Annotated in this window: 16 protein-coding genes; 11 read left to right on the top strand and 5 right to left on the bottom strand. The window is 38.6% G+C overall.

Translation table 11 applies throughout. The annotated features are described in order from the left end of the window. The first annotated feature begins 15 nt into the window (after positions 1-15). The 9 genes from NST93_RS13700 to pdxA all read left to right on the top strand — a co-directional run bounded on the left by NST93_RS13700 (position 16) and on the right by pdxA (position 11,384). Positions 16-1,314, top strand: a complete 1,299-nt coding sequence (locus NST93_RS13700; protein WP_405097944.1) for an ABC transporter substrate-binding protein — start codon at positions 16-18, stop codon at positions 1,312-1,314. A gap of 71 nt (positions 1,315-1,385) precedes the next feature. Next, entirely contained in the window at positions 1,386-2,309 is a 924-nt protein-coding gene (locus tag NST93_RS13695) for a carbohydrate ABC transporter permease (protein ID WP_405097942.1), read from the top strand. Continuing rightward, complete coding sequence (locus NST93_RS13690; RefSeq protein ID WP_405097940.1) at positions 2,306-3,145, top strand: carbohydrate ABC transporter permease; 840 nt, start codon at positions 2,306-2,308, stop codon at positions 3,143-3,145. Before NST93_RS13695 ends, NST93_RS13690 begins: the two co-directional genes overlap by 4 nt. A 30-nt stretch (positions 3,146-3,175) precedes the next feature. Next, positions 3,176-4,183, top strand: coding sequence for a LacI family DNA-binding transcriptional regulator (locus NST93_RS13685; RefSeq protein WP_405097938.1), 1,008 nt, complete (start codon positions 3,176-3,178; stop codon positions 4,181-4,183). A gap of 29 nt (positions 4,184-4,212) precedes the next feature. Beyond that, positions 4,213-5,556, top strand: coding sequence for a GH1 family beta-glucosidase (locus NST93_RS13680; protein ID WP_405097936.1), 1,344 nt, complete (start codon positions 4,213-4,215; stop codon positions 5,554-5,556). 544 nt (positions 5,557-6,100) lie between these two features. Beyond that, on the top strand, positions 6,101-7,786 hold the full coding sequence (locus NST93_RS13675) for a PrpR N-terminal domain-containing protein (RefSeq protein WP_405097934.1): 1,686 nt from the start codon (positions 6,101-6,103) through the stop codon (positions 7,784-7,786). Between the two features lie 288 nt (positions 7,787-8,074). After that, a complete protein-coding gene (locus NST93_RS13670; protein ID WP_405097932.1) occupies positions 8,075-9,046 on the top strand; it encodes a 2-keto-3-deoxygluconate permease in 972 nt (323 codons plus the stop codon). A gap of 51 nt (positions 9,047-9,097) precedes the next feature. After that, positions 9,098-10,387, top strand: a complete 1,290-nt coding sequence (locus NST93_RS13665) for a four-carbon acid sugar kinase family protein (protein ID WP_405097930.1) — start codon at positions 9,098-9,100, stop codon at positions 10,385-10,387. A gap of 1 nt (position 10,388) precedes the next feature. Continuing rightward, positions 10,389-11,384, top strand: a complete 996-nt coding sequence (gene pdxA, locus NST93_RS13660) for a 4-hydroxythreonine-4-phosphate dehydrogenase PdxA (protein WP_405097928.1) — start codon at positions 10,389-10,391, stop codon at positions 11,382-11,384. Positions 11,385-11,441: 57 nt separating this feature from the next. Here pdxA and NST93_RS13655 read toward each other — a convergent pair whose 3' ends face one another. The 4 genes from NST93_RS13655 to NST93_RS13640 form a co-directional block, all read right to left on the bottom strand. Beyond that, entirely contained in the window at positions 11,442-12,305 is an 864-nt protein-coding gene (locus tag NST93_RS13655) for an RNA polymerase sigma-70 factor (RefSeq protein ID WP_405097926.1), read from the bottom strand. Between the two features lie 5 nt (positions 12,306-12,310). Beyond that, positions 12,311-13,585 carry a phytoene desaturase family protein gene (locus NST93_RS13650; RefSeq protein ID WP_405097924.1) on the bottom strand — a complete coding sequence of 425 codons (1,275 nt, stop codon included), beginning with the start codon at positions 13,583-13,585 and terminating at the stop codon, positions 12,311-12,313. A gap of 98 nt (positions 13,586-13,683) precedes the next feature. Further along, on the bottom strand, positions 13,684-14,790 hold the full coding sequence (gene menC / locus NST93_RS13645) for an o-succinylbenzoate synthase (RefSeq protein WP_405097922.1): 1,107 nt from the start codon (positions 14,788-14,790) through the stop codon (positions 13,684-13,686). Between the two features lie 87 nt (positions 14,791-14,877). After that, on the bottom strand, positions 14,878-15,837 hold the full coding sequence (locus NST93_RS13640; protein WP_405097920.1) for an aromatic acid exporter family protein: 960 nt from the start codon (positions 15,835-15,837) through the stop codon (positions 14,878-14,880). A 312-nt stretch (positions 15,838-16,149) separates the two neighbouring features. On the opposite strand from NST93_RS13640, the gene NST93_RS13635 reads away from it, so the two are divergent. Beyond that, on the top strand, positions 16,150-16,653 hold the full coding sequence (locus NST93_RS13635) for an LURP-one-related/scramblase family protein (protein WP_405097918.1): 504 nt from the start codon (positions 16,150-16,152) through the stop codon (positions 16,651-16,653). Positions 16,654-16,685: 32 nt separating this feature from the next. On the opposite strand, the gene NST93_RS13630 is transcribed toward NST93_RS13635, so the two are convergent. Beyond that, entirely contained in the window at positions 16,686-17,876 is a 1,191-nt protein-coding gene (locus NST93_RS13630; RefSeq protein ID WP_405097916.1) for a coenzyme F420-0:L-glutamate ligase, read from the bottom strand. A 137-nt stretch (positions 17,877-18,013) separates the two neighbouring features. Between NST93_RS13630 and NST93_RS13625 the strand changes: the two genes are divergently transcribed. Next, on the top strand, positions 18,014-18,901 hold the full coding sequence (locus tag NST93_RS13625) for a LysR family transcriptional regulator (RefSeq protein ID WP_405097914.1): 888 nt from the start codon (positions 18,014-18,016) through the stop codon (positions 18,899-18,901). The last annotated feature ends 21 nt before the right edge of the window (positions 18,902-18,922 follow it).

Below are 18,922 nucleotides of genomic sequence, written 5' to 3'. Positions count from 1 at the left end.
GGGGTGGAGAGTAAAGTGAAAAGGGGTAAATTGGTTACTTACGCAGGTATGCTGTTCATGCTGGTCTTCTTATTGGCGGCTTGCAGCAATGATGACAATGGCTCATCTGACAAAGGTAAAGGTGGAAGCGGTGGAGATATTACCTTAGACTTCTGGCAGTTCGGTGCAACAAATTATGAGGATTTGGCGAAGAAATACGAAGAAGAAAATCCAGGAATAAAAATTAAGGTGAGAACAGCGGAAACTGCTGAACATCATAACGGATTATTTACAGCACTATCCGCAGGCAGCGGTGCACCTGATATTGCGATGCTGGAGGTTGACCAATTAGACAGATTTAAAGAAGCACAGGACCGTTTTAACAATCTATATGATCTCGGTGCAAAAGACATCCAAGACCAATATCTGGATTGGAAATGGGAAATTGGTGAAAACAGTGAAAGTGATTTCCTGTTTGGATTACCAACAGATATAGGTCCCAAAGCAATGTTTTATCGAGTGGATGTATTTGAAGAAGCGGGCTTGCCTACTGAACCTGAAGAAGTCGAAGCACTGATTCAATCGAAGGATGACTTTATAAAAGTTGGTGAGCAAGTGAAAGAAAAGACTGACAAGCCAATGGTCGACAGTATGGAAATGGCATATCGCGGAATCATTGATGGAGCAGAAGAGAGTTTCTTTAATGAGGCTGGTGACCTGCTGATTGAAGAGACAGGTAATGCTGTAAGAGAGGCGTATGATTTTGCAATTGAAATGGACGCGCTTGGACTCGTTGGTGAATACACACTTTGGACACCAGAGTGGGGAAATGCTGTAAATAATGGAGATTTTGCTGTTGAAATGGGTGCAGCATGGCTGAAAGGGTGGATGCTGGGAAATGCACCTGAGGCCGAGGGTAAATTTAGAGTTGCTACGCTGCCAGCTGAATTCGCTGGAAACTGGGGCGGTTCTTACATTAGTATACCGAAAGAAACGGATCATTCAGAGGAAGCGTACGCATTTGTAGAGTGGCTCTTATCACCCGAACGTCAGTTGGAATCATACCAAAGCGAAGCCGGGCTGTTTCCGTCGTCACCTGTAGTGTATGAAATGGAAGATTTCAAAAATACCACAGATGAGTTTTTCGGCGGGCAAAGTACTGCACAATATTTTGCGAAGGCAACAGATGATATTACTTATGTTTATAAAGGACCAGATTATATGAGTGCTCATAATGAAGTGCTGAATGCTATGCAAAATGTGCAGCAAGGTGCTGATGCAGATAAAGAATGGGAAGCAGCGGTTGAACGGATTAAAGGCCTTATCGGCAGATAATGAAAAAGCGTTAATGTGGTGGATGCGATCCGCCACATTAACGATTATCTGAGGAAAAGGGGGGGAGCCACTTGAAAGTAAAAAGAAAGTATAGATCAGAGGAAACAAAAGATAAAATAAGTGCCTATCTATACATTTCACCTTTTTTCATTATTTTTGCCATTATTGGTCTTTATCCAGCTCTCTTTAGTCTATATCTGGCCTTTCAGAAGTGGAACGGTTTAGGTGAAATGACATTTGTCGGATTAGATAACTTTATTATTGTTTTAAATGATCCGCTCTTTTGGAAGTCTTTATATAACACAATTATTATGGGTTTACTGGGGACTGCACCTCAAATCATTATTGGGATTATTTTAGCTTTTATTTTGAATCAAACCTATCTTAAGTTCAAAAATACATTCCGTGCAATGGTTTTTCTGCCATATATTACTTCAATGGTAGCTGTCGCACTGGTTTTTGGAGTGTTTTTCAGTAATAACGAGACTGCGCTTGTTAACTATATTTTACAGCTGTTTGGAATGGATTCCGTTGCCTGGAGGACAAGTGAGTGGGGAGCAAAAATAGCGATATCAATCATGGTATTCTGGCGCTGGATTGGCTATAACACGATTATTTATCTTGCAGGGCTGCAAAGCATACCAAAAGAGTTATATGAGGCAGCAAAAATTGATGGAGCAAGCATTTTTCAGCAGCTGCGTTTTATAACGATTCCATTATTGAAGCCATTTATTATTTTAACAGTCTTCTTTTCTACTGTTGGGGCACTGCAATTATTTACAGAACCAACGGTATTCCTGGGAGTTCAGGCATTTAGCAGAACAGAAGCAATGACCGTGGTAATGTATTTATATCGTGATGCATTTAATTTACAGTCATTTGGCACAGGCTCAGCTACAGCGATCATTCTACTATTGATTATTGTATTCTTTTCAGCGGTGAATACGTATTTCACCTCAGGCATCGGTAAAAGGAAAAGGAGGTATAGGGCATGAATAAAGCAGGAATCAAAAGGCTGGCATTTGGCAGATTTTTTATGTATCTATTTTTAATCATTGCTTCCATTGTGTCTATTTTTCCTTTTTACTGGATGTTTGTAATGGCAACAAGACCGAGTGCGGCATACAATTCGATACCTCCGACTTTGACACCAGGAGACCGTCTTGTTGAAAACTTTCAAGCTGTTTTGGATAAAATACCTTTTTTCGGAGCAATGTGGAATACACTTATAGTTTGTGCAGTAGTAACACTGGTTGTTTTACTAATCAGCTCGCTGGCTGGTTTTGCATTTGCGAAATTTAAATTCCCAGGAAAGAATATCTTTTTTATTGCTATTTTGTTAACAATGATTATCCCTCCGCAATTGGGATTAATTCCCCAATACTTCTTGGTGGCTAAATTTGGATTGCTGGATACTTTATTTGGTGCGATGATTATTTTCTTTTTGAACCCATTAGGAATCTTTTTGATGCGGCAATATATTAGTCAATCTGTTTCTGATGAATTAATCGAAGCAGCAAAGCTGGATGGATGTTCCAACTTTCGGATTTTCAGAAGCATTGTTTTACCTATCATTTTACCGGCATTTGCAACACTTGGAATTATTGTCTTTACAGCTACATGGGGAGAGTTTCTCTGGCAGTTTACTGTGCTTCGCGACCCAGATACCTATACAATACAAGTAGCACTGTCCTCGTTAAATAGCACAAACAATGTCGACTTTGGGATGATGCTGTCTGGAGTGTTTTGGGCAACAATTCCACTTGTTATCGTATTTCTAATGTTTAATAAGTTATTTATTTCCAGCATTACAGAAGGATCGCTAAAATAAAAAAATAGACATCTTTGAAAGGGAATATAAATGAATCTGACAATAAGGGACATAGCAAAAATGGCAGGGGTTTCACCTGCAACGGTTTCGAAAATAATGAATAACTATGATGGCGTAAATAAGAATACAAAACAGAAGGTATTGGATATTATCCAGGAAACAGGATATCGTCCTACCTTCTCAGCAAAGTCACTTGCTACTAAAAAGTCGAATCTAATTGGTTTGATTTATGCAGGGAAGATTAATGTAGATTTTACGCATCCTTTTTTCAATAAAGTAATGACCTCTTTTAAACGTATCGTTGGAGAACTCGGGTATGATATTTTAATGTTTTCCAATGAACAATTCCACCAGAGTAATGACAGTTATTTGGCGCGCTGCCGGCACTTTCAGGTTGATGGCTGCTTAATCATTGCTGGTGAAGAAATGGAGGAGGCCGTTTATGAGCTGGTACAGAGTGAAATTCCTTGTGTTGGGGTGGATTTGGAATTTGCCGGGCCGAAATATAGTTATGTAATGACGGATAATGAGAAAATCTCAAATACAGTGGTGGAGCATTTATACTTACAAAATATCCGTGACATCGCCTTTATTAGCGGGAAGCAAGACTCCTCTATCGCAAGGCTTCGAGAACAGGGTTTTCTCCATGCCATGCAGCAGTTTGGAATGGAAATCAAACCTGAATGGGTACAACATGGCGATTTCTTTCAAGAGAGTGGTTATCAGGCGATGAAGAGAATTTTGGAAAAGGGACCATACCCACAAGCGGTATTCGCTGCTTCTGATCTCATGGCCTTTGGTGCAAAACAAGCAATTGAAGAACATGGTTTACAAATACCTGATGATATTCGTTTAATAGGCTGTGATGATATTGATGCTTGTCAATTCAGTACGCCACAGTTAACTACAGTCAGACAGGATAAGGAAAAGCTTGGGAAACTCGCGGCATATCTTTTAAATGATCTAATTAATGATGCGAGTGAAAAGCAACCGATATTGGTTGATCCAGAGTTAATTATACGAGAAAGCTGTACTTAAAAATAAATATAGTGGAGGTAATGTATCATATGGCAATTATTCAACTACCTGAAAATTTAAAGTTTGGTGTTGCTACTGCATCTTACCAGATTGAAGGTGCTGCATCTAAAGATGGACGTGGATTATCAATTTGGGATACATTCTCTAAGACTCCTGGGAAAGTTGTAAATGGAGACAATGGGGATATCGCCTGTGACAGCTACCATCGATACAAAGAAGATGTGCAATTAATTAAAGAACTGGGCAGTGACATTTATCGCTTCTCTGTTTCGTGGTCACGTATCCTGCCAAATGGTGTGGGGGAAATAAATCAGAAGGGCCTGGACTATTATCACCGTCTCGTAGATGAGCTGCTGGAGCAGGGCATCGAGCCAATGTGCACGTTATATCACTGGGATTTGCCGCAAGCCTTGCAAGATAAAGGTGGCTGGGCGAGTCGAGATACAATTGATGCGTTTACAAACTATGCAGAAATTATGTTTAAGGAGTTTGCTGGTAAAATTAATAAATGGATTACAGTAAATGAGCCTTGGTGTGCATCATTTCTATCCAATTATATAGGAGAACATGCCCCGGGAAATAAAGATTTACAATTAGCTGTTGATGTTGCCCATCATCTTTTAGTGGCACATGGTAAAACGGTGAAGCTTTTTAGGGAACTGGGTGTTGCTGGAGAGATTGGTTATGCCCCAAATACAACATGGAAAGAAGCTTTCAGTAATCGGAGCGAGGACATTGCAGCCTGCCAGAGAGAAGTAGGATTTCTGATTGATTGGTTTTTTGAACCAGTGTTTAAGGGGAACTATCCAAATTACTTAGTAGATTGGTATGGGCAAAAGGGAGTAAAACTTAAATTAGCTGAAGGAGACATGGAGCTGATTAACCAAGAAATCGATTTCCTTGGCATAAACTATTATACTGGCAACCTTGCAAGATATAAAAAAGGCAGTGGATTATTTGACTGCGAGGATATCGATATGGGAGAGAATCGGACAGATATCGGCTGGCCAATTTATCCAGACGGCTTTTACAAAGTTTTAACCTATATCCATGAAAAATATGGGGATACACCAATTTACATTACGGAAAATGGTGCTTGTTATAATGATGATGTTGAGAACGGTAAAGTAAATGATACAGGAAGAATTGACTACTTGAAATCTCATCTGGCGGCATTGCAGCGCAGTATTGATTCAGGAGTTCCAATTGAAGGATATCTTTGCTGGTCCTTACTGGATAACTTTGAATGGGCAGAAGGCTATACAATGCGTTTCGGATTAGTTCATATCGATTATCGAACACTAGAACGCACGAAGAAAGAAAGCTATTACTGGTATCAGAAGTTGATTGAAAATAGATGGTATGAATTATAGAGTAAGAGTTAAGACGCTGAGACAAAAGAAATTTAATATATTAAATAAAAACCGAACGATACCTTCGTTCGGTTTTTATATAGAGTGCTGATTAATTTAGTTCAGGATATATAAAAGCCAGTGGGAGCAAAAAAAGAGAAAGAACAGTCGATGAGAAGTTCTCTATAAGACAGGAACAGCAAGATAAGTGAGGAAACTGTCTATTAAAACGTCTCTATAAGACAGTAACAGCTAGATAAGCGGTGAAACTGTCTATGGGAAAATCATCTGTCCAGAAAAACAGAGTTACTCTGAATTGAAATTATCAGCACTTTTTATCAACTAGTAACAGTTAACATGAAATGCTTTCTATTGTATAATGTTTGGCTTTTGTATCGTTGACATTCGTTATGTCTCCATTTCTTTTGTTTTTCTGTTTATTGGGTTAATTAGCATACTATGTTTCATGATGCAAAATGGTATAAAATAGATATAATTGATGTGGAAGAATCTGCTGCGTCTGAAGAAGGATGTATACAGTTTTGTTCGGAAGGAAGGAATTCATATGAAAATCAACATACATATCGTGGCTCCCTATGAATCGATGACAGCGGTGATTAAAGAATGTATCCCGCTTTTCCCTGCACTTGAAATAGATTATTCTATTGGCGACCTGGCTGACGGTGCCGAACAGGCAATTCAAGCTGAAAAAAATGGAGCAGAGATTATTATTAGCAGAGGGGGGACAGCACAGTTTATTAAAAAGGCTGTGAGCATCCCTGTTATAGATATACAGCTTTCCGGATATGATATGATTCGTTCCCTCACACTAGCGAATGACCTTGAAAGTAAGACTGCTATTGTCGGCTTTGCCAATATCACTTCTGGTGCCCAATCGATTATTGATTTATTAGATTATCCATTAAAGGTATTCACAATTTCAGAGTCAGATGAGGTTGCGCCTTTAATCTTAAAGCTGAAGAGTTCCGGGTACCAGCAAATTATAGGTGACGTAATTACAATGAAGACCTCATATACTTACGGTCTTAAGGGGCTATTAATACAGTCGGGGAAGGAATCGATCATTGCATCATTGGAAAATGCAAAACTTCTCTATCATCATTTGCAAATAAAAAATGACGTATCAAAGGTTTTTGAGGAGTTTATCCTGCAAGATATTAATAATTTTATGGTTATGGATGAACAGGGGGAAGTAATATATGAACATTGGACTGATTTTGAATCCAACCCCCTGTCTAAAGAATATTTATATATATTAAATACAGATCTTGGGCTTAATAAGAATAAAATAACCGGAAACTTTACGATTAAGGATAATGTAATTAACTTTAAGGGTCATCATTTTAAAGTCGGCCAAAAAGCTTATAAATTCTTTATGCTTGAGAGGGTTTCCGACCCTGTATTGAATCAAAAGGGACTTGCGATTCATTCTGATGAGACAGGTGAATTGATTGCGGCTGCATCAGATAGGACAAGAACAATAATAGATCATGTAAAAATATTATATAAAAAAAATGAAGTTATCCATTTACAAGGGAAAAAAGGGACAGGTAAAGAATTTCTTGTACATTATTTTCATAAAGAGCTTTCAGATGGAGGAATGCTGCTTTCTATTAACCTGAAAGCATTCGATAGCAGGCGTTTGAAAGATTTGCCACTAAAAAATATTGGTACAATAAAACTGACACATATAGAGTTTCTGGAAGATGAGCAGAAACTGTCCAGCTTTATCAAGGTTTGTCACCAACATCAGGTCCGGGTTTTCATTCTTACGGAGAGCACACTTCATGCTAACTTTTTGGAAGGTGTAAGAGTAAATAAAATCATTATGCCTGTTTTATCGGAAAGAACAGAAGATATACGCTCACTGGTTCAATACTTTATTGCCTACTACCATCAGGAATACGGTACAAAAGCAGTTAAAATTAGTGATGATGCTTTAAAACTTTTGGAAAGAAGTTCATATCCTAATCATATCGATGATCTGAAAAGCTTAATTAAACAAGTCGTATTAAATGAAAAGGACTATGTTATCCAAAAAGAAACAATAGAAAATTTGCTCTACAGCAATAATTTATCCTCCAACATTGTGTTCCAAAAAGGAACGCTGAAAGAAATTGAGAAAGAAATTATTAAATGGGTGTTGCTGGAAGAAGACAGCAATCAAACAAAAGCAGCTGAACGATTGGGAATCAGCCGAGCAACCTTATGGCGCAAACTTAAAGAGTAAACTTTAAGTTTGTGCTTTTTAATTTTCTTCGGAACCTTCACAGTCATAGACAGCATTAAAACTCCTTCTATCATTTCTTATACAATTTTTTTCTTGCTCTCAACTTTTGTTTCTGCTATTTACTGATGAAAACATTTATTAAGAATCTGATATTTAATAATTAGTGTTTCATAATGAAACGATATCTATTTTAAATAATAATTTAAGTTTTATATGTTGCATTTGTAAACGATTTATTATAATATAATCCTTGAAAGCGTTTTATATTCAGAAAAGGGGGAAATCAAGATGAGAATTAAAGCGACATTAGAAAAAATTCCAGGTGGGATGATGGTTGTTCCGTTATTATTAGCAGCCACAATAAATACTTTCTTTCCAGATATGTTAAGGATTGGAGGATTCACTCAATCATTATTTGTTGATGGTGCGAATACATTGATTGCACTGTTTTTACTTATTGCAGGTTCACAAATTAGTGTGAAAAACGTAGGTGTATCACTCGGTAAAGGAGCAACATTGCTGGGAGTAAAATGGGCAGTTGGTGCAATTGTGGGTCTTTTAGCCTTTTGGTTAGCGGATAGCAATGGATTATTCTTAGGAATGGCTCCGCTTGCAATTATAGCTGCCATGACCAACAGTAATGGCGGCATGTACATGGCGCTTGTAGGTCAATATGGTAAAGAGGATGACAAAGCAGCATATTCATTATTAGCTTTGAATGATGGACCTTTCTTAACTATGATTGCGTTATCAATTTTTGGAACAATGGGATTTGTTGATGGAATGTTCTCCATACAATCCTTTATCGCAGTACTTCTGCCGATTATTGTCGGAATGGTTTTAGGTAACTTAGACTCAGAATTAAAAGATTTCTTTACAAAAGCGAGTGATGTGCTCATTCCTTTCTTTGCATTTGCTCTAGGGATGGGAATTAACTTTAAGGCAATTATTGAAGGCGGTCTCAGTGGTATTTTACTTGGTGTAATTACTGTGATTTTGACAGGTGGGGCTGGTTATTTAGTATTTAAATGGATTGGCTGGAATCCTCTTGTTGGGGCATCGGAAGGTACGACTGCCGGTAACGCTGTTGCAACACCTGCAGCAATCGTGGCCGCGAACGCAGCATTTGCTGGACACGCAGAGCTTGCAACTGTTCAAATAGCAGCGAGTGTTGTAACAACAGCAATTTTACTGCCGATTGTAATCGGGTTTTTAGCAAAACGCTTAGAGGAAAAGGACGAACTATCCACGTATAATTAGGTTTATAATTTAATATAAAAGAGTGGACTCTCTTTTAGGAGGATTACAAGAATGAAATTAGCAATTATTGCAGATGACTTAACAGGTGCGAATGATAGTGGAGTTCAACTCGCATATAACGGACTTAAGACCTCTGTATTATTCGATATAGATAAAGATTCTATCTCTGAATATGAAGCGATTGTGTTTGATACAGATAGTCGCTCGATTGATAGATCAGAAGCATATCAGAAAGTGAAAGCGGCAACTGAATTCTTAAAGGAATCTGGTTTCAAGTATATCTTTAAGAAGCTGGATTCTACGATGAGAGGAAATATTGGTGCTGAAATCGATGCAGTATATGATGTTTTAACACCGGATTTCATGATGATTGCACCTGGTTACCCTAAAAACAACCGGAAAGTTTTACAGTCAACACATTATCTCAATGAGGTTCCATTAGGAGAAACAGAAATTTCCAGAGATCCGAAAACTCCTGTAACAGAATCCCATTTACCGAGGCTTTTGCAGGAACAAACGAAACAAAGCATTGGAACAATTACAATTAATGATTTGGAAAAGGGATCACAATGGATTAAGGAAAAGTTGGATGATTATTATCATCAAAAAGTGGCTTATGTTATTGTAGACTCAACAGAGGAAAACCATCTTAAACAAATATTGGCTTATACGAAAGAGTTAAGCTACCAATTCTCTTGGGTTGGTTCCGCTGGGATTGCAAATTATCTTCCAGCATATTATGGAATATCAGCAAAGAGTAGTCCATTAATCATTCCGGAAAATTCCGGTCCTATTCTTACTGTAGTTGGAAGTGTGAATAAGAACTCGAGAGCGCAATTGAACCATCTGCTGGAAAACTCTAATGTTTATCCGATTTCATTTCAGTCTTTTAAAGCTGTATCCGGCGAAGAGGAACGTGCTGATGAGATGAGGAAGGTGTATCACAAGGCTGTGGAAAAGGCAGAAGAGGGTTTGGATGTTGTAATTTATTCAACCGGTGAAACGGAAGACATCAAAAAGGCATGGCGCGCTGGCGAAGCGAATGGACTTTCACACACCCAAATCAGTAATGAAATCGTTCGAACGATAGGTTCGGTCTGTTCCGTTCTTTTAGAAAGTGGCCGCTTCCACGGTGTTTCAATGACTGGCGGAGATACTGCAAAACAAATTTGTGACCAATGGGATATTAAAGGTTTTGAACTGCTGGATGAATTGGAAATTGGTGTGCCGATTTCTAAATTCTTAGGAAATGATAATTTATATGTTATTACGAAAGCTGGCGGATTTGGTACACCAGAAGTATTTATGAATGCTATTAACAGATTAAAGGGGGAACGATAGGATGAAACCAATAATTGGCATAACGATGGGCGATGCAGCAGGAATTGGACCTGAAATAATTGTAAAGGCCCTTCATCATGAGGAAGTTTATCAAAAATGCCGTCCCTTAGTTATAGGTGATGCGAAAACACTGAGACGGGTAAAATCAATTGTTCACTCAAATGCGATTATTAATCCAATTAGCGATCCTGCTGAGGCGAAATATGAATATGGCGTGATTGATGTAATTGATTTGGATATCCTGCCTGAGGATTTACCATTTGGACAGGTTTCCCCAGCGGCGGGAGACGCAGCATTCCAGTATATTGCAAAGGCTATTGACTATGCAAAAGAGAAGAAGATTGATTCGATTTGCACGGCACCGTTGAATAAGGAAGCCTTACACAAAGGTGGTCATATGTACCCTGGACATACGGAAATATTAGCGGAGTTAACAGGAACAGAGGACTTTTCGATGATGCTGACAACACCAAATCTAAAAGTCATTCATTTAACCACCCATATTGGTTTAATTGATGCAATAAACAGTATTAATCCAGAAAGAACCTATAAAGTGATTAAATTAGCACATGATACCCTCTCACGGGCAGGTCTGGAAAATCCAAAAGTAGCTGTTTGTGGTATTAACCCACATGCTGGAGAAAATGGCTTATTTGGTTATGGAGAAGAAGAGGAAAAACTGGAGCCTGGCATTGAACGGGCAAAAGCAGAAGGAATGAATGTAACTGGCCCATTACCTGCAGATACACTGTTCTTTAGAGCAGGCAGAGGGGATTTCGACATTGTTGTTGCTTGTTATCATGACCAAGGACATACTCCAGTCAAAGTGATGGGAATAGAAAATGGTGTAAATATAACGGTTGGATTAAAGGGCGGTATTGTTAGAACATCTGTAGATCATGGTACTGCATTTGATATTGCTGGAAAAAATATTGCTGATGAGCAAAGTATGCTGGCAGCATTAGAATCAGCTATTGAATTAGCCCCCAAAAGATAAATAGATATCGACAGCCCGGGAGAGTCAGGGTCTGACCTTGATTCTCCCGTTTTATTATTAATGCAAGGGTAACTTATCGGGATTAAGTGTCATATATATTTCACACACTTTTTCATTATCTATATAAAAACTGATGATGCTGTGGATTTTTCCGTCGATAACATTCACAATTGCTGGCTGGCCATTAACCGCTTTTACTTCTAAATAATAATTTTCAGGGACTTTTTTAATAATACCGTATAAAAAGGCTAAAACATTAGGTCGATATATGATTGGACGAGCAGCAGCCTTAACAATTCCTCCGCCATCAGAGTATAATATGACCTTCTCAGATATCAGTTCTAAGAGGGTATCCATATTCTGTGTTTGAAATGCGTGAATAAAGCGGTCAATTAAGGATTTATTTTTCTCGTAGTGTAAACTTTCCCCCTCTATTCCGGATACTTTCCTCTTTGCCCGGCTAAAAATCTTCCTGCAGTTTTCTTCTTTCTTTTCGATGATAATAGAAATCTCCAAATAGGTGAAATGAAATACTTCCCTTAAAAGAAGCGCTGCCCTCTCATCTGGTGTCAGATGTTCCATTATCCGCAAATAGGCGATACTCAAGCCTTCTTTGTGAAGGATAGCTTCTGCTGGGTTAAACTCAGTTGTGTGCTCTTGTAATAAAGGCTCGGGATTCCATGGGCCCACGTAGTACTCTCGTTTGTGCCGTGCTGACTTTAAGGCATCAAGACAGCGGTTCGTCATGATTTTGCAAAGATAGGCTTTTAAATTGATAATCTCTTGATTATTCACTTGATATGCTTTAAAAAAGGTCTCTTGCACTATATCTTCTGCTTCCACAATTGAACCTAGCATCCGGTATCCGATGGAAAACAATAATGGTTTATATTGTTCGTAATCGTTGTTCGTAATTTGCACACTGTTCATCTCTTTTCTTTTTGGAGAATTTCCTCAGCTGCATGTAATCCGCTCTCAATAGCTCCTTCCGCCAAAATAGAATGTGGGGAAGCCCAGTCTCCTGCTATATATAATCCTGTAATATCTGTTTGAGACCGGAGCTGCATATGACCGGCTCCAATTTGCGGCAAGCGCTGATTAACAGTAACGTGTGGCATATAGCGGCTGGTAATTTTAAACTCTTTCCATCCTGGCTGCATTTTTTCCAAGAAACATTCAAGCTCACTTTGAACCTTTTTACCATCTATTTGATCTTCAGGATGATAGTATTTAAAAACATGAAGAACTGCACTCTTTCCATCTTTAGATAGCCGGGCATAATTCGAATGAACAGAGTAGTAGATTGGCTCAATCATATCCATAGCAAATAAACGCTTTGGATTCGGTAAATGGGTTAAGGCAACATCAAGTGCAGCTCCTCTTACGGAGGTAAACGCGTTGAAAACGGGTGGAAGCAAGTCAGCCTGTTCGCCTAACATTTTATTAAGTTCTGCAGGGCTTGTTGTACAAATCACATATTTAGTAAGAACTTCATCTCCATTTGATAATATTAATTTAATATCATGCTTAACAGAGGTAATCAGTTTTACAGTGACGTGTGTTTGAACCTTAACATGGGAGATGACAGCGCGATGATGGAGTTGATCAATTATCGTTTGCCAGCCGCCATCTAGATAAAGCACACCGCCCATTACAGATTTTATATGCGATACAATAAGCTTTGCACTTACCTTCTCGGGTGCATGACAATAAGTTGCCAGTCTTCCCAGTATATATAATAATGACTGTACCTTTTGGGAAGGGGCTACTTGTTTTACCCATTGTTCAAATGTTTGCCCCGTTAATTTTTCAGTATCCAACTGATTAACTTTTGCTATTACGATAATCCATTCTATGCGCTCTTTCCAATTCAACAGGCTTGTTGTAAGAGTTCCTGAGGGAGTGAAAGGGGCAGCGTATTCGATATGATTATCAAGTAAAATGCCGTTTAATTTAGGTGAATTGCCATGAAGTTCAACACCAAATCTTTCGAGAATCGATTTAGCCTTTCCTTTTTTATGAAAGGCATGAGGACCTATATTCAAATACTGATTCTGTACCTTATTCGTTCTCGCCCTACCGCCAATATTTTTGGCCTTTTCTAGTAGTAAAATAGACAAATTGTATCCTGATAAATGATTTGCAGCAGTATAACCTGCCAATCCACCGCCAATAATGACAACATCATGCATTTGAGCCATAAAATAACCTCCAATTATTATTTTATACTCAAGACGATGAAGCGGGAGGATATGTGACAATCATTTTATAAATTAATAAACGTATGACGAATCTTTCCCTATTTATATTCTTTCTTTGTTATAGTATAGGATTCTACTGTCTTCCGGTCTATTTCATAACCAATCCCTGCTGTTTGTGGAACATCGATATAGCCGTCAGCTGCAACAACTTCGGGGAGAATGATGTCTTTTTTCCAATACCGGTTGGAACCGGAAGTGTCTCCTGGCAGGATAAAGTTTGGCAATGTTGTTAAAGCGATATTATGGGCACGTCCAATACCAGACTCAAGCATGCCGCCGCACCAAACTGGAACTCCTTGTGCTTCACAATAATCATGTATTTTTTTCGCTTCTGTCAGTCCGCCGACTCTGCCAATTTTGATGTTAATTATTTCTGTGCTTCCCAGTTCAATTGCTTTCCTTGCATCTTCGAGAGAATGAATGCTTTCATCTAAACAAATTGGTGTTTTCAATTCTTTTTGCAGCTGGGCATGGTCAATAATATCATCTGAAGCAAGTGGCTGCTCAATCATCATTAAATCGAAGGCATCTAGTTGTTTTAGAAGGGCGCTATCCTCTAAACGATAAGCCGAGTTTGCATCAGCCATAATTGCTGCGTCCGGGAATTCCTCGCGTAGAGCGCGCATCACGTCGACATCCCAGCCTGGCTTAATTTTAACCTTTATACGTTTATAACCATCTTTCAGAGATCGATCGACGATATCGACCAGTTCTTCAAGCGAATTTTGAATGCCAATACTGATTCCCACCTCAATTTTATCTCTCGTTCCTCCCAAAGCCTCTGCAAGCGATTGATTGGTTTGTTGTGCGTAAATATCCCAAACTGCACCTTCAATTGTTGACTTTGCCATATTGTTTTTGCGAATTGGAGCGAAGATTTGACTTACTTCATCTGGATGCTTGATTTCCTTGTTCAAAATAAGGGGTATCAAGAAATCCTCCAGCATATGCCAGTTCGTTTTTAACGTTTCTTCGTTATACCATGGAGTCTCAAATGCAACAGATTCCCCCCAGCCGATAGTGCCGTCTGCATCTTTTGCTTCCAATAATAAGAATTCCTTATCCTGTAACGAACCGAAGCTCGTAGTGAAAGGGTTTTTCATTGTCATTCTTAAATGATGAATGGTGATGTCTGTGATTTTCATATTGTTATCCTCCAAGTTTCAATCTACCCTTTTTATGAAAATGTATTCGTCATGTGTCATGAGACTTTAATTTAGATTGCTGTCCTGCTATTCTGCCGCGAAAACCTTCTTTTTGAGTTTTAGGTAATTTTTTATTTCAAAGTTTAAGTAGAATAGGTTAGCCCTTATTTCGAATTCCTCTCTTGACTGTGGCAATGCCGTTTCACGGATAGATTCCTCGTAGGATTCTAACTTTTTTAGTGCAATATCGATTGTTTTTCCTGAATGGACATTTTGACTTATGTTCTCAAAAAAGTCAGCAAGCATGCCTCTTTGTTTCACGTGTAATTCAGAGGAAGATACAATTCCGACAATGTCTACCATTTGTTTCAGAATCTCCAGCTGATCCCTTCGCATTTGCAGGTAATAATAATCTCTATTTTCAGCTCTAAAGAGGTGGTTTTCCACATCTTGAATAACGATACTTTTTGATTTATTTATCAGTTCTTCTGCTTCAAATATTTCTTTTCCATCCCAGTTACGGTTGCTATCCTTTAAATGTGCTGCAAATTCATGGAGGATAATACTGAACTTCTCTCCGATTTCGAATATATTGTTTTTAATATCTTTTTTAAAGCTTGGCATAATGCTGTTGACCAAGATAGCTATCCCCATGCCGATTAATATAATATAAAGCTCGTTTAAAAAGATATAAAGACTTGCATTTTCCACTGTGTAGATGTGCAGCACAACGACCATGCTTGTAATAAACCCGTTCTGTATATGGGTTCGAACTAAAATTGGCACGAACAAGAGGATAAATAGCGCAAAGACAATAGGGTTATAACCGAATAACTCGAAAAATACAATACCAAGGATTAAGGATAAAAGCGATGCGAAGAACTTTTCCCTAATTGTATTTAATGTCCTTTTCTTCGTTTTTTCAATACACATAATGACGATAATTGCTGCAAAGGTGGCAAACTCCAAATCGAGCATGCTTGTAATCCAAATGGCGAGACCAGCCCCGAGAGCGGTTTTAATCGTCCGATAACCCATACCAACCATAAGATACACCATCCTGTTCTTTATTAAAAAAGGGGACAATCAAAATCAGCCCCATTGTTTGCATTACTCTATTTTATTATATCTTCTATTATAAGTCATTTTAAAATGAATACTCCAGAAAGGAAACCAAACATGCTGTATAATCGTATTAATATTTAGTGAATTATACAATCTCGAAGTGTTTATTCCATTTTATTGTTTCATTTTGTACTAATACATATTGATGACGCTTGCCGGCGGTTGCATGCTTATTAGTAAAAACTGCTGGATATGAGAGTGCCGGGGCGCACAGAGATGAGGAGGAGAAGTAAAGTGAAAGAATTATATATTAAGCAAAAGGTATTTAGTATAGGCGGAAAATTTACGGTAAAGGATCAGCAAGAAAATGATGTTTATTATGTTGAGGGCAGTTTTATGCAGATTCCAAAGACATTTTCCATTATGAACATCATGCGAGATGAGATTGCAGTAATTACAAAAAAGATATTCACCTTTTTACCGAAATTTTTCGTTGAAGTGAATGGCAGAGAAGTGCTGACAATTAAGAAGGAGTTTTCCTTCTTTAAAGCCCGCTATACTATTGATGCAGCAGATATTGAAGTGCAAGGTGATTGGTGGGATATGGAGTTTCAAATAGTAAAAAATGGCATAGTGGCTGGGCAAGTGAACAAAGAGTGGTTCACTTGGGGAGACAGCTATAAGGTTGAAATACGAGATGAAGAGATGGAAGCAATTGTCCTTGCAATCGTGATTGCAATCGATTGTGTGAAGGCAGACGAATCTGCGGTATCTGCGCCGACAACTTATGGCGGTTAGTTAAGCGGGCAGAGGGGCGGGGCCCCCTGTCCTTATTTTGTATAGTTATCAAAGTATCCCTGGATATAGACAAAGGGTGTCCCTTTATCGCCACTTCCTGATGTTAAATCAGACAATGACCCAATCAGGTCTGTTAACTTTCGCGGGGTAGTACCTTGTGCTTCCATTGCGCCGACTAAGTTATCATTTTTGTTTTCGATAAACTCGGAAATAGCTTGATTTAGTTCATCGCCATGAAGGTGTGAGAAGTTGTTGTCTGCCAAATATTTTAACTTAATTTCATTTGGCGTACCTTCAAGGCCTGCTGTATAAGCAGGAGATACAACTGGATCAGCAAGCTCCCAAATTTTACCTGCAGGGTCTTTAAAAGCTCCATCTCCATAAACCATGACTTCAATTGTTTTTCCGGTAATCTCTTTTATCTTCGCTTGGATACCCTCTACAAGCGGCTGACATTCATTCGGGAATAACTTCACTTCATCTTCTGTTGCTTTGTTTGACCCAAGCAGACCATATGCTGTGTTATATCCGCTTCCGTCAATCGGTTCACTAAGGAGATCATCCAAGCCATATACTTTTTCGGCTCCGTGTTTCGTCAGCATGCGTTTTGTACGCAGGCGTGTATGGATATCACAAGCGAGTACACTTTTAGTGTAATCAAGAATAGTCTTAGCATTGTTTGAGAAAATAACCTCACACGCAGCACCTTCAGCCTCAACAATACCTTTATAATAATCGATATAGTCTACACCAGTAAAGGGGTGTGTTTTAAATCCAAAATACTCACGGAATTCACTCTCTGTCAGTACATCTGTCCATGGATTCACATCTTTTTCATCTAGCTCATCAATGCTCACAAGGTGGTTGCCAACTTCGTCTGCAGGATAGCTCAGCATAAGTACAATTTTCTTAACCCCTTTAGCAATTCCGCGAAGACAAGTAGAAAAACGGTTACGGCTAAGAATTGGGAAAATGATACCAACTGTATCATCGCCGAACTTCTCCTGAACATCTGCTGCGATATGGTCAACTGTCGCGTAATTACCTTGTGCACGCGCTACGATTGATTCTGTTAGTGAAATGATATCCTGGTCATCAATTGTAAAACCTTCTGCTTCTGAAGCGTTTATTACTGTTTCGACAACAATATCTTCCAGGTTATCGCCTTTGTTAATAATGGGTGCGCGCAATCCTCTTACTGTTGTTCCAACTGCTCTTTCCAAAGAAATCTCTCCTCTATGATGAAACTTAAAGTCTGCATTCTATTTGATAGTTATTAGAAATTCTATCTTTACTATACCTTTATTTCATGATATAAGTAAAATTAATATTAATAATATCTAACATTAGGAGAATTAATATGGTAGGGAAACTGGATCTATACCGTGTGTTTAACATAGTAAGCAAAAATAAAAGTTTTTCAAAAGCCGCTAAGGAATTGTATATGACCCAGTCTGCTGTAAGTCAGGCAATTTTACGACTGGAGAAGGAGTTAGAGGTTAAGCTCTTTCATCGGACACCGAAGGGTGCAGTATTAACGAATGAAGGAAAAGTACTGAATGAACATGTTAACTCCGCACTGGGAATTCTTGATGCGGGGGAGAACAAAATTCAGGCATACAAAGGGTTGAGAAAAGGAGAATTGCGGGTTGCTGTTGGGGATACAATATCGCGCTACTTTTTATTGCCTTATTTAGAGGAATTCCATGCAAGGTTCCCGGGTATCAAATTAATTGTATTGAATGGAACAACTCCGGAAATCCTTGATTTTATTAAATCTGGAGAGGCAGATGTTGGTGTGTGTAACCTGCCAATAGATGATGAGCAATTTCGTGTCATCCCATGCATGGAAATCCACGATATTTTTGTCTGTGGTGAGAAATATAAAAGAATTTCCAGAGAACCAATTAGTTTTGACCATTTAATGGGATTGCCGCTCATATTTTTTGAAAAAAATACGGTTTCCCGCACTTATGTAGACCGGTATTTTAAAAAGAAGGGATATTCTATTTCACCCGTATTCGAGCTGGGCTCCTATGATTTAATTATGGACTTCGCAAAAGGAAACTTAGGCATCTCCTGTGTTGTAAGGGAATTCTCAAGGGAATATTTGGATAGAGGTATTTTGTATGAAGTAATGCTTGAAGAGGAGATTCCAAGCCGGCAGATAGGGATTGTGAATTTAAAAACGGTACCTTTATCAAGAGCCGCAGAAAAGTTTGTGGAAAGTATAAGGCCACGCGTGTGAGAAGGGTGTACAGGGACAGCT

It is taken from the genome of Oceanobacillus sp. FSL H7-0719 (genome assembly GCF_045040795.1).
Classification (GTDB): Bacteria; Bacillota; Bacilli; order Bacillales; family Amphibacillaceae; genus Oceanobacillus.
This window is presented reverse-complemented; position numbering and strand designations above follow the sequence as displayed.

Bases quoted from the DNA above. Each gene is read 5' to 3' on its own strand.
- pdxA (WP_405097928.1), top strand. From the start codon at position 10,389: ATGAAACCAATAATTGGCATAACGATGGGCGATGCAGCAGGAATTGGA.
- NST93_RS13665 (WP_405097930.1), top strand. From the start codon at position 9,098: ATGAAATTAGCAATTATTGCAGATGACTTAACAGGTGCGAATGATAGT.
- NST93_RS13680 (WP_405097936.1), top strand. From the start codon at position 4,213: ATGGCAATTATTCAACTACCTGAAAATTTAAAGTTTGGTGTTGCTACT.
- NST93_RS13685 (WP_405097938.1), top strand. From the start codon at position 3,176: ATGAATCTGACAATAAGGGACATAGCAAAAATGGCAGGGGTTTCACCT.
- NST93_RS13690 (WP_405097940.1), top strand. From the start codon at position 2,306: ATGAATAAAGCAGGAATCAAAAGGCTGGCATTTGGCAGATTTTTTATG.
- NST93_RS13675 (WP_405097934.1), top strand. From the start codon at position 6,101: ATGAAAATCAACATACATATCGTGGCTCCCTATGAATCGATGACAGCG.
- menC (WP_405097922.1), bottom strand. From the start codon at position 14,790: ATGAAAATCACAGACATCACCATTCATCATTTAAGAATGACAATGAAA.
- NST93_RS13625 (WP_405097914.1), top strand. From the start codon at position 18,014: ATGGTAGGGAAACTGGATCTATACCGTGTGTTTAACATAGTAAGCAAA.
- NST93_RS13670 (WP_405097932.1), top strand. From the start codon at position 8,075: ATGAGAATTAAAGCGACATTAGAAAAAATTCCAGGTGGGATGATGGTT.
- NST93_RS13640 (WP_405097920.1), bottom strand. From the start codon at position 15,837: ATGGTTGGTATGGGTTATCGGACGATTAAAACCGCTCTCGGGGCTGGT.
- NST93_RS13650 (WP_405097924.1), bottom strand. From the start codon at position 13,585: ATGGCTCAAATGCATGATGTTGTCATTATTGGCGGTGGATTGGCAGGT.